At 62.1% G+C, this 14,360-nt stretch carries 14 protein-coding genes; 11 read left to right on the top strand and 3 right to left on the bottom strand.

The window, feature by feature from the left end; genetic code table 11:
- Positions 1–12: 12 nt before the first annotated feature.
- A complete protein-coding gene (locus NKH21_RS12005) occupies positions 13–894 on the bottom strand; it encodes a DMT family transporter (protein ID WP_352865064.1) in 882 nt (293 codons plus the stop codon).
- Positions 895–1,065: 171 nt separating this feature from the next.
- Between NKH21_RS12005 and NKH21_RS12000 the strand changes: the two genes are divergently transcribed.
- Positions 1,066–1,572, top strand: a complete 507-nt coding sequence (locus NKH21_RS12000) for a hypothetical protein (RefSeq protein WP_352865062.1) — start codon at positions 1,066–1,068, stop codon at positions 1,570–1,572.
- A 3-nt stretch (positions 1,573–1,575) separates the two neighbouring features.
- On the opposite strand, the gene NKH21_RS11995 is transcribed toward NKH21_RS12000, so the two are convergent.
- Entirely contained in the window at positions 1,576–2,904 is a 1,329-nt protein-coding gene (locus NKH21_RS11995) for a DNA polymerase IV (RefSeq protein ID WP_352865059.1), read from the bottom strand.
- A 68-nt stretch (positions 2,905–2,972) separates the two neighbouring features.
- Between NKH21_RS11995 and NKH21_RS11990 the strand changes: the two genes are divergently transcribed.
- The gene (locus tag NKH21_RS11990) at positions 2,973–3,548 is read left to right on the top strand and encodes a GNAT family N-acetyltransferase (RefSeq protein ID WP_352667908.1); all 576 of its coding nucleotides are present in this window, start codon (positions 2,973–2,975) and stop codon (positions 3,546–3,548) included.
- Between the two features lie 82 nt (positions 3,549–3,630).
- On the top strand, positions 3,631–5,169 hold the full coding sequence (locus NKH21_RS11985; protein ID WP_352865057.1) for a hypothetical protein: 1,539 nt from the start codon (positions 3,631–3,633) through the stop codon (positions 5,167–5,169).
- A 191-nt stretch (positions 5,170–5,360) separates the two neighbouring features.
- Here the strand turns inward: NKH21_RS11985 and NKH21_RS11980 are convergent, their stop codons facing one another.
- Positions 5,361–5,660 (bottom strand): DUF3572 domain-containing protein, encoded by a 300-nt coding sequence (locus tag NKH21_RS11980; RefSeq protein WP_352667903.1) that lies wholly within the window; start codon positions 5,658–5,660, stop codon positions 5,361–5,363.
- A 172-nt stretch (positions 5,661–5,832) separates the two neighbouring features.
- Here NKH21_RS11980 and NKH21_RS11975 point away from each other — a divergent pair, with 172 nt between their 5' ends.
- The 8 genes from NKH21_RS11975 to NKH21_RS11940 all read left to right on the top strand — a co-directional run bounded on the left by NKH21_RS11975 (position 5,833) and on the right by NKH21_RS11940 (position 14,360).
- Entirely contained in the window at positions 5,833–6,249 is a 417-nt protein-coding gene (locus NKH21_RS11975) for a response regulator (RefSeq protein ID WP_352493125.1), read from the top strand.
- Positions 6,250–6,282: 33 nt separating this feature from the next.
- The gene (locus NKH21_RS11970) at positions 6,283–7,656 is read left to right on the top strand and encodes a PleD family two-component system response regulator (RefSeq protein WP_352667901.1); all 1,374 of its coding nucleotides are present in this window, start codon (positions 6,283–6,285) and stop codon (positions 7,654–7,656) included.
- A gap of 462 nt (positions 7,657–8,118) precedes the next feature.
- Positions 8,119–8,853, top strand: a complete 735-nt coding sequence (locus NKH21_RS11965) for a FadR/GntR family transcriptional regulator (RefSeq protein WP_352865055.1) — start codon at positions 8,119–8,121, stop codon at positions 8,851–8,853.
- On the top strand, positions 8,850–10,037 hold the full coding sequence (locus tag NKH21_RS11960; RefSeq protein ID WP_352667898.1) for a PLP-dependent transferase: 1,188 nt from the start codon (positions 8,850–8,852) through the stop codon (positions 10,035–10,037). Before NKH21_RS11965 ends, NKH21_RS11960 begins: the two co-directional genes overlap by 4 nt.
- A 29-nt stretch (positions 10,038–10,066) precedes the next feature.
- A complete protein-coding gene (locus NKH21_RS11955) occupies positions 10,067–11,344 on the top strand; it encodes an ABC transporter substrate-binding protein (protein ID WP_254820140.1) in 1,278 nt (425 codons plus the stop codon).
- Between the two features lie 172 nt (positions 11,345–11,516).
- Entirely contained in the window at positions 11,517–12,440 is a 924-nt protein-coding gene (locus NKH21_RS11950) for a carbohydrate ABC transporter permease (RefSeq protein ID WP_352667896.1), read from the top strand.
- Entirely contained in the window at positions 12,440–13,288 is an 849-nt protein-coding gene (locus tag NKH21_RS11945; protein ID WP_352667893.1) for a carbohydrate ABC transporter permease, read from the top strand. The genes NKH21_RS11950 and NKH21_RS11945 overlap by 1 nt, the downstream gene beginning before the upstream one ends.
- A 4-nt stretch (positions 13,289–13,292) precedes the next feature.
- Positions 13,293–14,360, top strand: a complete 1,068-nt coding sequence (locus tag NKH21_RS11940; protein WP_352865050.1) for an ABC transporter ATP-binding protein — start codon at positions 13,293–13,295, stop codon at positions 14,358–14,360.

The following is a 14,360-nucleotide window of genomic DNA, read 5'->3' as shown; positions in this document are numbered from 1 at the left end:
GTTAGCGCACGCTTATGAAGCGGCGATCTCCGCCGGTTGCGGTGCTCTCCGCTGCAGGTTGAGCAGATTGCCGAGCAGGATCAGCAGGGCGCCACCAGCGGTGAAGGCGTCGATCTGCTCGTGATAGAGCAGCCATCCGATCACCGCCGACAGCGGCACGCGCAAAAAGTCCATTGGCGAGATGACCGTCGCATCGGCATAAACAAGTGCACGGGCCATGCAGAAATGCGACGACATGCCGGTGAAGGCGATGAGCAGGATCCACGGCCAGAGTTCGAGCGGCGGGTTGCGCCATTCGTATAGCGCCGGGACGAGGCCAAGCAGCGACTGGATGATCAGCATCCAGAAGATAATGCGCACGACGCTGTCCGTCCGCGTCAGCGACTTGACGAGGACCACCGAGATGCCGAAGCAGACCGCGGCTCCCAGCACGATAACATGCCCCGGATTGACCGCGCCGACGCCCGGACGCACGATGATCACAACGCCGACCAGCCCGAGCACGATCGCCGCGAGCCGTGGCCGGGAGAGCCTTTCGCCGAGGAAAGCGACCGCCAGCAAAGCGGTCCAGATCGGCGTCGTGAATTCGATCGAGATCAGTACCGCAAGCGGGATCAGCGTCAGGGCGTAGAGCCAGGCAGCCTGGCCCGTATAGTGGACGACGTTGCGGGCGATATGGGCCAGCGGACGCCCGGTGCGCATCGCCGCAAAACCGCCTGACATCATGACCGGCGGCAGCAGGATGAAAAAGCCGATCACCGAGCGCAGCTCGAGCACCTGGAAGACGTTGAGTTCGGCCGTCGTGGCCCGGCCGGCCACCGACATCGCCAGGAACGAGGCGATCGACAGCGCCATCCAGAACGCGGCCTTGGGGATCGAGGGTGCGGGTGCCATGCGGCTATGTCGCAAGCCGGAGCGCTCATCGCAACCGCTAGCCGGCGCATTCGGCTGGGCCAGCCGTGCAGCGTTGCACAGTGATGTTGAAGCCGGAACCCGCCGCTGTGGGAAGCGTTGGTCCTTCAGTGTTTGCGTGCTGTGTTTTGGATACCAACGAGGAGCGGTCCGATGAAATCACTTGCACGATTTGTACTTGCCGGCTGCCTGACGGCCGGGGCTGGCGTAGCGCATGCCGACGATCCGGATTTTCTTCGCTCATTCCAGGGGAATTTCGCCGGTAAAGGCATCGTCAAGGTGACCACCGATGCGCCGACGGTGAATGTCTCATGCCGCTTCAATTCCGACGCGACGTCGAGCTCGTTGTCGCTCGACGGCAGTTGCCGCGGTCTTATCGTGGTAACGCGCGCCATCAGCGCGGATCTCAGGTCCAACGGGACGAAATACAGCGGTACCTATGTCGGATCGCGCACCGGGCCGGCGCAATTGAGCGGCAGCCGCTCCGGCAACGCGATCAATCTCGGCATCCGTTGGGCCAAGGAGGTCAATGGCGATCGCACGGCGCAAATGACGGTCGAGAAGAACGGCGAGGACGGCATGCGGCTGACCGTTATCGACGTCGACCCGAAAACCGGCGAGCGCGTGATTACCACCCGGATCGATCTGCGGCGCACCTGACTATCACTCCTCGACCGGTTCGGGCGGATGGGCATCGCGGCCCTTGCCGAAGGTATAGCCGGTCTCCACCGCCCTGCGGCCGAACTTGCCGCGCAGCGTGTCGATGGCGCCTTCGGCCATGGCGCGCTTGCGTGACTGGACGTCGACCAGGTCGGGCGGGTCCGCCCTGTCATCGTCGGAGAGATCGCTGACGCCAATGCCGAGCAGCCGGTATTTCGTGCCATCCGCTTCCTTGCGCAGCAGCTCGAGCCCGGTCGAGAAAATGCGGTCGGCCAGCCGGGTCGGATCGCCGAGCTGGCGATTGCGCGTGCGGATCTTGAAATCCTGGGTCTTCAGCTTGAGGACGACGGTGCGTCCGGCAATGCCGGATTTTTTCAGCCGGGCGGAGACTTTTTCCGACAGCGCCCTCAGCACCGAAACCAGTTCGTCGACGGAGGCGATGTCGGTGTCGAAAGTGGTTTCCGCCGAGACGCTTTTCGCGTCCTGGTCGGGAACGACGCGACGGTCGTCCTCGCCGCGCGAAAGCCGGTAGAGCCGGTCGCCCATCACGCCGTAGCGGCGCATCAGGTCACCGTGTTCCAGGCGCTGCAGCTGGCCGATGGTGCGGATGCCGTCGCGCTCGAGCGTGGCGGCAAAGGCCTTGCCGACCCCCCAGATCAGCGTTACCGGCTGCTCGGCCAGGAAGCCGATAGCCTCGGCCTCGCCGATCACCGAAAAGCCGCGCGGCTTGCGGAAGTCCGACGCCACCTTGGCCAGGAACTTGCAGTAGGAAAGGCCGGCAGAAACGGTGATGCCGATCTCCTTTTCGACGCTGAGCGCGAAGCGCGCCAACACCACCGCGGGCGGCAGGCCATGCAGGCGCTCGGTGCCGGCGAGGTCGAGAAAGGCCTCGTCGATCGAGAGCGGCTCGACCAGCGGCGTCAGCGCCTGCATCATGGCGCGCACCTCGCGGCCGACGCGCACGTATTTCTCCATGTCCGGCGGGAGGACCACCGCGTCCGGGCAGGCTTCGAGCGCCTTGAACATCGGCATTGCCGAGCGCACGCCATGGATGCGGGCGATGTAGCATGCGGTGGAGACGACGCCGCGCTTGCCGCCGCCGATGATCAATGGCCGGTCCTTCAGCGCCGGGTTGTCGCGCTTTTCGACCGCCGCGTAAAACGCGTCGCAATCGATATGGGCAAGGCGCAGCCGGTAAAGCTCGGGATGGCGGGCGAGCCGTGGACTGCCGCAGCGCTCGCAACGGCGTGCCTCGCTGCGCTGAAAACTCAGGCAGTCGCGGCAAAAACCGTGTTCGGGATTGTTGACAGGAGCCGCCATCGCTGCGAACATAAAGAGAACAAATGCAATGGTACGTCACGACGGACGCCACGACAAGGCGGTGGGCCGGGAGAGAGCTCATGAATACGACCATAGCGCCGCTAGTGCCCGAGCTTTGGGCGGATTTCGAAGATCTTTTCGGTAAGCAAGGCGCCTGCTACGGCTGCTGGTGCACACATTTCCGGCTGTCGCCGGCAGCGCGCCGCGCGAGCAACCGGGAGCGGAACAAGGACCACATCAAAGCCCGGATCGAGGCCGGACCGCCACCTGGCCTGCTGGCCTTCGAGGACGGCAAGGCGGTCGGCTGGATGCAGATCGGCCCGCGCGCCGACGTGCCCGAGTGGAATAACCAGGGCCGGGGGTCGGCGCCGCTCGACCCCGCCGATGCCAGCGATCCAGACGTCTGGGCGATCTCCTGCTTTTTCATCCGCGCCAAGGCACGCGGCAGGGGCCTGTCGCACCGCCTGGTCCAAGGCGGCATCGACTTCGCACGGGAAAATGGCGCGCGGCTGCTCGAGGCCTGCCCGATCGACCTGTCGAAGGATTCGCGCTCGATCGGGCTGTTCGTCGGCTCGTCGCGGGTCTTCGAAAAGGCCGGGTTCCAGCGATTGATCGAACGCAAGCCGGGCCGGCCGCTGGTGCGGCTGGTGCTTTAGCTGGTCGTGTCGTGGCTGTAACAGTATCTTGCGATCAATCTCGAAGCGACTTTGAGTTCAGTGGTCGAAAATGGGGGTTAACATGAAGCGTGTTTTGCCATTTGTTTTGCTGCTTGCATTCGGTACGCCAAGCTGGGGGCAGGCCATCGATAGTCAGGGTGCGAAGCAACTTTCGGATGATCTGTCGCGTTACATTGGCAAGAAGGCGCTCGACAGCGGTATTTTGAAGATCTCGACCGACGGCGATGCCTATCGGATAGCCTTCGATTTCAACGCCCTCATTAGGGCAAATCGCAACAATGACCCTCTGACATTCAATCTCGCGCCCTTTGCGATGCTGGTCAAACCGCGCAGTGACGGAAGCTGGAGTGTGTCGTCAGATCTAGCATCCAACGCTTTTGTCGATCTCCAGGGACCGCAAGGGGTGCGTTTCTCCGTCTCCGGCTCCGCGTTCAGCGGCATCTACGATCCGGGGCTGACGGCGTTCACCAGCGGAGCCGGCTCGATGGCCGGCATGCAAGTGACGTCCAGAGATCCCAAGGAGCCGATGGACCTCAGCATTGGCGCCGGCACGTCGACCTTGAACGCTAGCAAATCCGCAGGCGGCGGCGTCGATTTTGCCATGACACAGACGATCGCTGATTTCGTCGAAACGGCCATTGTCGATGAAGGCGGGACGGGGCTGAAAGTGCCAGTCACGATGAAGTCACCGAGGGTGTCGGCCGAGATTACCGGAAATGGCGTGCGTACGAAGGCGTTCCTCGATCTTCTCGGTTTTGCCATCGCCAATCAGGACGAAGCTTCACTGAAGGCAAACCAGGCTGAGCTCAAATCTCTACTGACAAGCGCATTGCCCCTTTGGGAACGATTGGAAGAGTCCTACCGCTTTGAGGGCCTGACCTTTGCAACGGCTGTGGGTGATTTCCGGCTCAGTGATTTGAGCGCAACGACCAGCATCGGCGGCATCTCCAGCCATGGAAAGATTGACTACAGCATCACGGCGGCAGGGCTGACTGTTCCTCAGCAGCTCTTACCAAGCTGGAGCGCCGCCTTGCTGCCAACCGATCTCGAATTGAACATCGGAGGCGACAACATTGATCTCGACACGATGGCGAAAAAAGCGATCGAAGCCTTTGATCTCAATAAGGATCCGCCGCTGTCGGACGAGTTTGGCGATGCCCTGGTCGCCGATTTCATGGCCAACAACCCGAAGATCGTGCTCGAGCACAGCATAGCCAAGAATGGCAACGTCGAAGTTGCCGTGGAAGGGGAGATGACGTTCCCGGGCATGAAGCCGGAGGCGACGATGACAGTACATGTCGCGGGCTATGACAAGATCGTGGAGTCCCTGCAGACGGCGGCCAAGACCGAACCGGAAGCGGCACAGTATTTCCCGTTCGCACTCGCCGTCAAAGGATTCGGCAAGGAACTGCCGGATGGTCGACTGGAATGGGTCGTCAACGCCAAGGCAGACGGTTCGGTCACGGTCAACGGCGCCATGCTGAAGCCGGCCGATGCCGTTCAGGACAACCCCATCATGGACCCAAGCGATGTTACCGTTCCGGATCATGGCTCGGGCGAGAATGACAATGGCGGGGCAGGGGCGAAGTTGAAACCCTAAGCGCCGAGCTTGGAGCGGTTCATCGTTTCACGGAAACGCCGAACCGCTCCATGTCTTTGTTTTTGCACAATTCCGGACGGAAAACCGTTTCACACTTTTCCTGGAATTGCTCTAGAACCGGCTGGCGTTAACGCCCGAGTGCGCTCGCGGTTTTCGCCGCGGCGATCTGTCCGCTGTCTCGGGATCGTTCCTTATATCGAATGCTCATGATTGTCGTCGCCGAGCGGCAGCGCCCGCAATGCCTTGCCGACTGCGACGGGCGGCGTTCCGGTCTCCTCGGAAAAACGCATCAGGGTCGGCTCGTGGGCAAGGATGAACTGCAGCACGCCGGCCAGGAATCCCGGCTCGCCGGCCGCCCTGCGGATGGAATGGGCTTCGATGCCGGTGATCGCCAGGAAGCGGGGCAGAAGTTCCGGATCGGCGGCGACGAAGCCCAACGCCTTTACGGCGATCGTTTCCGCTTCCTCGCGCATTGACGCTGCGTTTGCCATCGCTACCTTCCTTCATGGGCGGAATCGTTCTGTTTTCGCAGTAGTGGCAAGTGTCGCCGGCAGCAAGCTCGCCGACCTGGAATCCGAACGCTTTTCGGGCGGCCGGTTTCCGTTTCGTCAATCATATTGCCGTATAGTGGGAACAGGTTTGGTGCGTGCCGACAAGGGGCGCATGACGGCACCCTTCGAGTGGAAGGTCAGCCGGGACGGGAAATCGATGCCAAAGAAGGTTATGATCGTCGAAGACAACGAGCTCAACATGAAGCTCTTTCGCGACCTCATCGAAGCGAGCGGCTACGAGACGGTGCGCACACGCAACGGCCTGGAAGCGCTGGATCTGGCGCGGAAGCACAGGCCGGACCTCATCCTGATGGACATCCAGCTGCCCGAAGTGTCGGGCCTCGAGGTGACCAAATGGCTGAAGGAGGACGATGATCTCCACGTCATCCCGGTCATCGCCGTCACCGCCTTCGCGATGAAGGGCGACGAGGAGCGCATCCGCCAGGGCGGCTGCGAGGCATATATCTCCAAGCCGATCTCGGTGCCGCGTTTCATCGAAACCATCAAATCCTACCTGGGCGATGCCTGATGTATCTTTCCAGCCGAGCCGGAGCTTTGTGAAATGACCGCGCGGATCCTCGTCGTCGACGACATCCCAGCCAATGTCAGGCTGCTGGAGGTTCGGCTGCTCGCCGAATATTTCGAGGTCCTGACCGCCACCAACGGGCCGGATGCGATCGAGATCTGCGAGAACGGCAAGGTCGACGTCGTGCTGCTCGACGTGATGATGCCCGACATGGACGGGTTCGAGGTCTGCCGGCGGCTGAAGGGCGACCCGGCGACATCGCACATCCCGGTCGTGATGATCACCGCTCTCGACCAGGTTTCGGATCGGGTGCGCGGCCTCGAGGCCGGCGCTGACGATTTTTTGACCAAGCCGGTCAACGATCTGCAGCTGATGACGCGCGTCAAGAGCCTGGTCAGGCTGAAGTCGCTGACCGACGAGCTGCGGCTGCGCGCCTCGACGACACGCAATATCGGCATCGAGGAGCTTTTGAGCCGCAACTTCGCTACTGACGATGCGGTGCCCAAGGTGCTGCTGGTCGACGAGCGCAAATCCTCGTTCGAGCGCATCCAGAAGATGCTGCGCGGCAGTGCCGATCTCGACGTCGCCACCGATCCGCATGCCGGCTTCTTCCAGGCCGCCGAGCTGCCCTACGAATGCGTGATGATCTCGACGGCCTTTGCCGATTTCGACCCGCTGAGGCTCTGCTCGCAATTGCGCTCGCTTGATCGCACCCGTTTCCTGCCAATCATCCTTCTGGCGGACGAGGGCGAGGAGGGGCGTATCATCCGCGGCCTCGAACTCGGCATCAACGATTATCTGATGCGGCCGATCGACCAGCAGGAGCTGACGGCGCGGCTGCGCACGCAGGTGCGTCGCAAGCGCTACAACGACCAGCTTCGCGCCAGCGTCACCCAGACCATCGAGATGGCGGTGACCGATGCCCTGACCGGCCTGCACAACCGCCGCTATCTCGACAGCCATTTGCAGACGCTGTTCGACCGCGCCGTGGCACGGCGCCGGCCGCTGTCGGTGATGATCACCGATCTGGACCGCTTCAAGAGCATCAACGACGCGCATGGCCATGACGGCGGCGACGACGTGCTGCGCGAATTCGCGCGGCGGCTGCGCAAGAATGTGCGCGGCATCGACCTGGCCTGCCGCTTCGGCGGTGAGGAGTTCGTCGTGGTGATGCCGGACACCGACGGCGCGGTAGCCGAAAAGGTCGCCGAGCGCATTCGCGCCGAAATCGCCCAGCTGCCGTTTGCCGTCGGCACCGAAGGCAAGGCCGTCGAAGTCACCGTCAGCGTTGGCGTGTCGTCGGTGCTGAAAGGGGTAGACACGGTCTCGGCGCTGATGAAACGCGCCGACCTCGCGCTCTACGAAGCCAAGAGCGGCGGCCGCAATCGCGTCGTCGCCAAGGCGGCTTAGCACCGAACAGCAATTGCCCGGTCAACGCGACAAGGTTACGAATTTACCTTAATCCAAGCGATTTGCGAGGCTTGGTTAAGAAACGGTTGATTTCTATAAGTTGTTGCGCAAATGTGCAGCCCTTAGACGTAACCGGCACGAGGCTAGATCGCCGGTTCGACCCGAAGAATACCCCATGATGCTCAGGTCCGCCGCATCTCCTGGGTCCGTGGGGTCGGCCGGCCGGCGCTGGCACATAGTGGCCTCCTCGTACCGCTGCCAAACGCCGGCCGGCCCCCAATTTTCAAAACACATCAGGATTCTGCGTCAACATCCCGAAGATGCTGGGTTTTTGCCGCGGCAGCGACAGCGCCCTTTGAAATAGCCGGCTGGGCAGAGCGTATGCGCCCGCAGTCGGTTGACAGGGTCTGTCTTCTATGCAGAAATTGGTTGGACCATTGAGCCATTTGGTGACCCGTTGGCATGACCGAATTCGGCCTTTCCCCCATACAGGCAACTGCTCGTGACGACGCGGTGCTCAAGGCGCTGGCCGGCTTTGTGATGCGGGAAGCTCTCGGGCCCGGCCAGAGACTGCCGACCGAACGCATCCTTGCCGAGCGCCTCAAGGTGAGCCGCAACACCGTGCGCGAGGCGCTGACGCGCTGGGAAGGGCTCGGCCTGGTCGAACGGCGGCAAGGCAGCGGCACCTATCTCAAGGGAGTGGTCTCGCTGGACATGCTGCACATGCCGCTGACGCTGGCCGGCGGCAATGATTTCACCAGCCTGATGCAGACGCTGGAAATCCGCCGGGCACTGGAAGCGGAAGCAGCAGCCCTTTGCGCCGTCCGCGCGGGCCAGGCCGAGATCGCCGAGATCGCGCGCAAGCTCGACGTCATGGAGCAGGCCTTTCACACGCGCGCCGGCATGTCGGCGGAGGAGGACTGGGAATTCCACCAGTCGATCTATCGCACGTCCGGCAATCCACTGTTCGAGCAGATCATCGCCGCCATGCACGAACTGTTCCATCGTTTCTGGGAGCATCCGCTTGGCGTGCGCGACTTCGGCCACGCCAGCTTTCCTTACCACCGCACGATCTACGAACGCATCGCCACGCACGATCCGGAGGGAGCCCGGGCCGAGGCGCTCAAGCTGATCGCCACCGTCGAGGACGATCTGAAGCGCGGTGCGGCCAAACTCAAACTTTCGGGCCAGAAATGAGCGACCATCCCGCCGATTTCGAAAACGACTATCTCGCCGAGGCGGCGACGCTTCTCGCCCATGACGAGCCTTTCCCCGGCGGCGCGGTGGTACCGCCGATCTACCAGACTTCGCTCTTCACCTTCGCCAATTATGCCGAGATGGCCGACACATTCGCGGGCAGGCGACGCCAGCCGATCTATTCGCGTGGCGACAACCCGACGGTCATGGAGTTCGAGGCGCGCGTCGCCGCTCTCGAAGGGGCGGAGGCCGCGCGCGGCTTTTCCAGCGGCATGGCGGCGATCAGCGCCACGGTGCTTGCTTTCGTCGGTGCCGGCGAGCGCATGGTCGTCGTGCGCAATTGCTACGGCGATGCCTACCGGCTGTTCGAGCGGCTTTTGCCACGGCTCAACATCAAGGTCGACTATGTCGACGGTTCCGATCCGGACACGGTCGCCGCGGCACTTCCCGGCGCCAAGCTGCTCTACCTGGAAAGCCCGACGTCGATGATGTTCGAGCTTCAGGACATAACGCATCTGGCGCGGCTGGCCAAAGAGCAGGGCATCATCACCTCGATCGACAATTCCTGGGCGACCCCGGTGTTCCAGAAGCCGATTTCGCACGGTGTCGACCTGGTGCTGCATTCGGCTTCGAAATATCTCGGCGGCCACAGCGATACCGTCGCCGGTGTGGTGGCCGGTTCGGCGGCCCATATCCGACATATCAACGAGCAGACCTATTCCTATCTCGGCGGCAAACTTTCGCCTTTCGAGGCCTGGCTGTTGCTGCGCGGCCTGCGCACATTGCCGCTGCGGTTGCCGCATCACATGAAGAGCGGGCTGACCATCGCCGAACGGCTGAAGGCGCATGGCCATGTCGAGCGGGTCAACCACCCGGCCTATTCCAACCATCCAGGCAAGGCGACGCTTGCCGGCTATGCCGGGCTGTTCTCGTTCGAAGTGACGGAAGACATCGACATCCCGGCTTTCGTCGATGCGCTGAAGCTCTTTCGAATCGGCGTCAGCTGGGGCGGCCATGAGAGCCTGGTCGTTCCGGCAAAGGCCTCGCTCGAGCAGACGCCGGGCCTGAATTCGATGGCGCGCTTCGGCGTCAGCCCCCGAACCATCCGCTTCAGTGTCGGATTGGAAAGTGTCGAAGACCTGTGGGCGGATGTTGCCCAGGCCTTCGACAGAGCAAAAAGATAAAGGAGCCGTTCAAAATGGGAGTGCTGAACATGAAAAAACTGAGCATCCTTCTTGGTGCCGTCGCGGGTCTGGCGATTTCCGCCGGCAGCGTGCTGGCCGATTCCACGGTCAAGATGGTCGAGGTCATCACCAGCCCGCCGCGTACCGAATTCCTCAAGAAGCAGATCGCCGAATTCGAGGCGGCCAATCCGGGTGTCAAGGTCGAGCTGGTATCGCTGCCCTGGGGCCAGGCGTTCGAGAAGTTCCTCACCATGGTGCAGGCCGGCGACACGCCCGACATCGTCGAGATGCCGGAACGCTGGATGGGCCTCTATGCGACCAACGGCCAACTCGAGGATCTCGGGCCATACATGGCCAAATGGGACGATGCCAAAACGCTGGGCGAGCGTGCCAAGCAGTTCGGCTCGACGGTCGACAACAAGCAGTACATGATCCCTTACGGCTACTACCTGAACGCGCTGTTCTGGAACAAGAAGCTGTTCAAGGAGGCCGGTCTGGACGGCCCGCCGGCGACGCTCGATGAATTCGTCGAGGACTCCAAGAAGATCTCTGCGATACCGGGCAAATACGGCTACTGCCTGCGCGGCGGCCCGGGCGCCTTCAACGGCATGCATATGTTCATGAACATCGCCGCCGGCAAGGGCGGCTATTTCAACGAGGACGGCACCTCGACGATCAACGAGGAAGGCTCGGTAAAGGGCCTGCAGATGCTCGCCGACATGTACAAGAACGGCCTGGCGCCGAAAGATGCGGTGAGCTGGGGCTTTAACGAGACCGTCACCGGCTTCTATTCCGGCACCTGCGCCATGCTGAACCAGGATCCTGACGCGCTGCTCGGCATCGCCGATAAGATGAGCGCCGACGACTTCGCCGTGGCGCCGATGCCGGTCGGGCCGAGCGGCAAATCCTACCCGACGCTCGGTTATGCCGGCTGGGCGATGTTCGCCAATTCCCAGCACAAGGACGATGCCTGGAAGCTGATGGCAACGCTTTTGTCGCCCAAGGATAATCTGGAATGGGCAAAGGAAGTCGGCGTCATTCCAATCCACAACGGCGCCGACCAGGACGCTCACTTCAGGACCGAGCAGTTCAAAGGCTGGTTCGAGGAACTGAACAACGGCGACAAATACGAGATGGTGACGCCTCCGACGCATCTGGAAAATCTCGGCAATTTCGTCGACCAGGTGGCGATCAAGAATTTTCAGGAAGTGCTGCTTGGCCAGAAAGCGGCCAAGGACGTGGCTGACGAATGGGCCAAGTTCCTGACCAAGGAACAGCAGGACTGGATGGCCAAGAACAAGAAATAGCTTTTGTTCCTTCACCCGTTCAAGGGGAGGGGGTGTCACGACGTGACGGATGAGGGGCGGCGCCAACCTGTCGTGGCTCGTGTTGCCTCTCATCTGCCTGCACGCATCTTTTCACCGTAACGGGAGAAGCGCGCTGTCCTCGACGCTGCTTCAGGAGACAGTCCAGCACCAAATGACCTATGCCGTGTCCGAAATACGATCCGCCGGCAGGCCGCGAAAGAAGCGGCTATCCCATGCCGCGATCGAGCCCTGGCTCTATCTCAGCCCGGCGATCGTGCTGCTGGTCGTCGTGCTGCTGGTGCCGCTGGTCATCGGCATCGGCTACTCGTTCCGCAGATTCTCCGCTTTCAAATCCGAATATGTCGGGCTTGGGCAGTATCAGGCGATGCTGTCAGATCCCGTGCTCGGGCAGGCGCTCGTCAACACGCTGTGGTGGACGGCAGCCAGCCTGTTCTTCCAATTTTTCCTTGGACTTGGCCTGGCGCTGCTGCTCGACACACCGTTCCGGGGCAGAAAGATCGTGCAAGCGGTGGTGTTCCTGCCCTGGGCGGTGCCGTCCTTCCTCTCCGGCCTGACCTGGGCCTGGCTGTTCAACCCAATCATCGGACCGCTGCCGCACTGGCTCTATGCATTGGGACTGAAAGCCGAGCCAACCAACGTGCTCTCCGATCCCGCGACAGCCATGTGGGGACCGATTGTCGCCAATGTCTGGTTCGGCATTCCCTTTTTTGCCATCACGCTTTTGGCGGCGTTGAAGTCGATCCCGTCGGAACTGCATGAGGCGGCGGCGATCGACGGCGCCTCGCCCTGGCAGCGCTTCACCAAGGTGACGCTGCCGTTCCTGGCGCCGACCATCGTCATCACCGTCATGCTGCGCACGATATGGATCGCCACATTCGCCGACCTGATCTTCGTCATGACCGAAGGCGGGCCTGCCGGTTCGACGGCCACAGTGCCGGTCTATATCTACGTCAGCGCGTTCAAGTCGCTGGACAAGGGCTATGCCTCGGCGGTGGCGGTGCTGCTGCTTGTGCTGCTCATCGTCTATGCGATTGCGCTGATAGGCATCCGCCGCTCGCTGGTGAGGCACGTCTGATGATTGCCGGACGCTCCGTCTCCTCGCGCATTCTCGGCGGCATCGGCCTTTACGGCGCCATCGGTGCCTATATGGCCTTCGCGCTGTTCCCGATCTTCTGGACGTTGAAGATCTCGGTCACGCCGGAGCGGCTGCTCTATTCCGAAGGCATCAGTTTCTGGCCGTCGCAAACGACGCTGCAGAACTTCGTCACCGTGCTCGAAGCCACTGATTTTCCGCGCTATTTCCTGAACAGCGTTATCGTTTCGGTGTCAACGGCAGCCTTCGTAACCGTCATCGCCACGCTTGCCGGCTACGCCATGTCGCGATTTTCCTTCCGCGGCAAGGCAACCTTGGCCATCCTGCTTTTGCTCACCCAGACTTTTCCGCTGGTGATGGTCATTCCGCCGATCTACCGCATCATGGGACAGATCGGCCTCATCAACAGCCTGACCGGCCTCGTCGTCATCTACACCGCGTTCAATACGGCCTTTGCGACCTTCCTGATGCAATCCTTCTTCGACGGCATCCCGCGAGACCTGGAAGAGGCAGCCATGATCGACGGCTGCACGCGCCTGCAGGCGATGCGCAAGGTGATCGTGCCGCTGACGCTGCCTGGTATGGGCGCGACGCTCGGCTTCGTCTTTACCGCCGCCTGGAGCGAGTTGCTGTTTGCGCTGATGCTGATTTCCAGCGACGACCAGAAGACTTTCGCGGTCGGCTTGCTCACCTATATCGGCAAATTCGCGGTCGACTGGGGGCAGATGATGGCTGCTTCCATCCTGGCGCTGATCCCGGTCTGCGTCTTCTTTGCCTTCCTGCAACGCTACCTCGTCACCGGCCTTACCGCCGGTGCCGTCAAGGGATAGATCGATGGCCTCCGTCACACTCGACAAAGTCCGCAAAGACTATGGAGCCGTGCGCGTCCTGCACGCGGTCGATCTCGAAATCGCAGACGGCGAGTTCGTCGTTCTGGTCGGCCCGTCCGGCTGCGGGAAATCGACACTGCTGCGCATGATCGCCGGGCTGGAGGAGGTCTCCGACGGGGAGATCCATATTGGCGAGCGCCTGGTCAACGACATCGCGCCAAAGGACCGCGACATTGCCATGGTGTTCCAGTCCTACGCACTCTATCCGCACATGGACGTGTCGAAGAACATGGGTTTCAGCCTGATGCTGAGAAAGGCCGGCAAGCCGGCGATCGATGCAAGGGTGGACGGTGCCGCCAGGCGGCTCGGGCTCGATGCGCTTCTGCAGCGCCTGCCGCGGCAATTGTCCGGCGGCCAGCGTCAGCGCGTCGCCATGGGACGGGCCATCGTGCGCGACCCGAAGGTCTTTCTCTTCGACGAGCCGCTTTCGAACCTCGACGCCAAGCTGCGCGTCCACATGCGTGCCGAGATCAAGGCGCTGCACCAGCAATTGAAGACCACTTCTGTCTATGTCACCCACGACCAGACCGAAGCGATGACAATGGCCGACCGCATCGTCGTCATGCATGACGGCCTCGTCCAGCAGGTCGGTGCGCCGCTCGATCTGTATGACCGGCCGGTCAACACGTTCGTTGCCGGTTTCATCGGCTCGCCCGGCATGAATTTTCTGCCTGCGGTGGTTGAAAAGGGCGCCAAGCCGGATGCCATCCTGGCCGACGGCCAGAAGCTGAGGCTGCCGGACGGCATGCCGCTAAGGGATGGCGATGCGATCACCGTCGGCTTGCGGCCCGAGCATATCCGGCTCGCCGACAATGGTGCGCTGAAAGGCGAGGTGGGCGTGGTGGAGCCGCTTGGCCTGTCGACCCAGTTCTATGCCAGGCTTGCCGGCCAGCAGGTCTGCGTGTTTGCCATGGGCCGGGCCAGCGTGAAGCCGGGTGAGGCCGTGCGCCTGTCGGCTAATCCGGCGTCGCTGCATCTGTTCGATCCGGCAAGCGGCGATCGCATCGGCTAG

Source organism: Mesorhizobium sp. M1329, from assembly GCF_040318035.1.
GTDB lineage: Bacteria > Pseudomonadota > Alphaproteobacteria > Rhizobiales > Rhizobiaceae > Mesorhizobium.
This window is presented reverse-complemented; position numbering and strand designations above follow the sequence as displayed.

Bases quoted from the DNA above. Each gene is read 5' to 3' on its own strand.
- NKH21_RS11960 (WP_352667898.1), top strand. From the start codon at position 8,850: ATGAGCGACCATCCCGCCGATTTCGAAAACGACTATCTCGCCGAGGCG.
- NKH21_RS11970 (WP_352667901.1), top strand. From the start codon at position 6,283: ATGACCGCGCGGATCCTCGTCGTCGACGACATCCCAGCCAATGTCAGG.
- NKH21_RS11945 (WP_352667893.1), top strand. From the start codon at position 12,440: ATGATTGCCGGACGCTCCGTCTCCTCGCGCATTCTCGGCGGCATCGGC.
- NKH21_RS11985 (WP_352865057.1), top strand. From the start codon at position 3,631: ATGAAGCGTGTTTTGCCATTTGTTTTGCTGCTTGCATTCGGTACGCCA.
- NKH21_RS11975 (WP_352493125.1), top strand. From the start codon at position 5,833: ATGACGGCACCCTTCGAGTGGAAGGTCAGCCGGGACGGGAAATCGATG.
- NKH21_RS11940 (WP_352865050.1), top strand. From the start codon at position 13,293: ATGGCCTCCGTCACACTCGACAAAGTCCGCAAAGACTATGGAGCCGTG.
- NKH21_RS12005 (WP_352865064.1), bottom strand. From the start codon at position 894: ATGGCACCCGCACCCTCGATCCCCAAGGCCGCGTTCTGGATGGCGCTG.
- NKH21_RS11965 (WP_352865055.1), top strand. From the start codon at position 8,119: ATGACCGAATTCGGCCTTTCCCCCATACAGGCAACTGCTCGTGACGAC.
- NKH21_RS11950 (WP_352667896.1), top strand. From the start codon at position 11,517: ATGACCTATGCCGTGTCCGAAATACGATCCGCCGGCAGGCCGCGAAAG.
- NKH21_RS11955 (WP_254820140.1), top strand. From the start codon at position 10,067: ATGAAAAAACTGAGCATCCTTCTTGGTGCCGTCGCGGGTCTGGCGATT.
- NKH21_RS11990 (WP_352667908.1), top strand. From the start codon at position 2,973: ATGAATACGACCATAGCGCCGCTAGTGCCCGAGCTTTGGGCGGATTTC.
- NKH21_RS11980 (WP_352667903.1), bottom strand. From the start codon at position 5,660: ATGGCAAACGCAGCGTCAATGCGCGAGGAAGCGGAAACGATCGCCGTA.
- NKH21_RS11995 (WP_352865059.1), bottom strand. From the start codon at position 2,904: ATGTTCGCAGCGATGGCGGCTCCTGTCAACAATCCCGAACACGGTTTT.
- NKH21_RS12000 (WP_352865062.1), top strand. From the start codon at position 1,066: ATGAAATCACTTGCACGATTTGTACTTGCCGGCTGCCTGACGGCCGGG.